Origin of the sequence: Rhodococcus sp. WS3, assembly GCF_003797085.1 — a bacterium.
Taxonomy (GTDB): domain Bacteria; phylum Actinomycetota; class Actinomycetes; order Mycobacteriales; family Mycobacteriaceae; genus Rhodococcus_F; species Rhodococcus_F globerula.
In genome coordinates, this window is sequence record NZ_RKMA01000019.1 from 1 (window position 1) to 352 (window position 352).

General features: G+C 62.2%; 1 protein-coding gene. It reads left to right on the forward strand.

What is annotated here, in order from left to right; genetic code table 11:
* Positions 1 to 145 precede the first annotated feature (145 nt).
* Positions 146 to 352 (forward strand): hypothetical protein (locus EEB13_RS31860; RefSeq protein WP_222839837.1); only part of this gene is annotated, 207 nt, incomplete at its 3' end.

A 352-nucleotide genomic window follows, 5' to 3' on the forward strand; every position in this document is an offset into this window, starting at 1 on the left:
GCAAGGCGGTCGGTATCTGCGGCAGCCTGCAGTTCCGGTCCCGCGTTGGCGGCCGCAGCGAACTCTGCGCTCGGCGGGTAAGCCTGAGAGAAGTCTGATGCATTCGGCGAGATGGTCATGTAAAACCTCGTTCCTTCCTACTGACATGAAGCACTGCATCGCTGGACTGAACCTGGGCGGAGCAGAAACCTTGCGCGACGGCGCAGTACCAGCGCCGCCACGACTCGAATCCCGCCGGCATCACGACATCGCCGGCGGTGCCCTACGAGAGATCGAGATGACTGTGTTGGATGCTGAATACGGTTACAGGTCCGCGATGACCCGGCAACGATCCGCCAGAGTGCGACGGGTG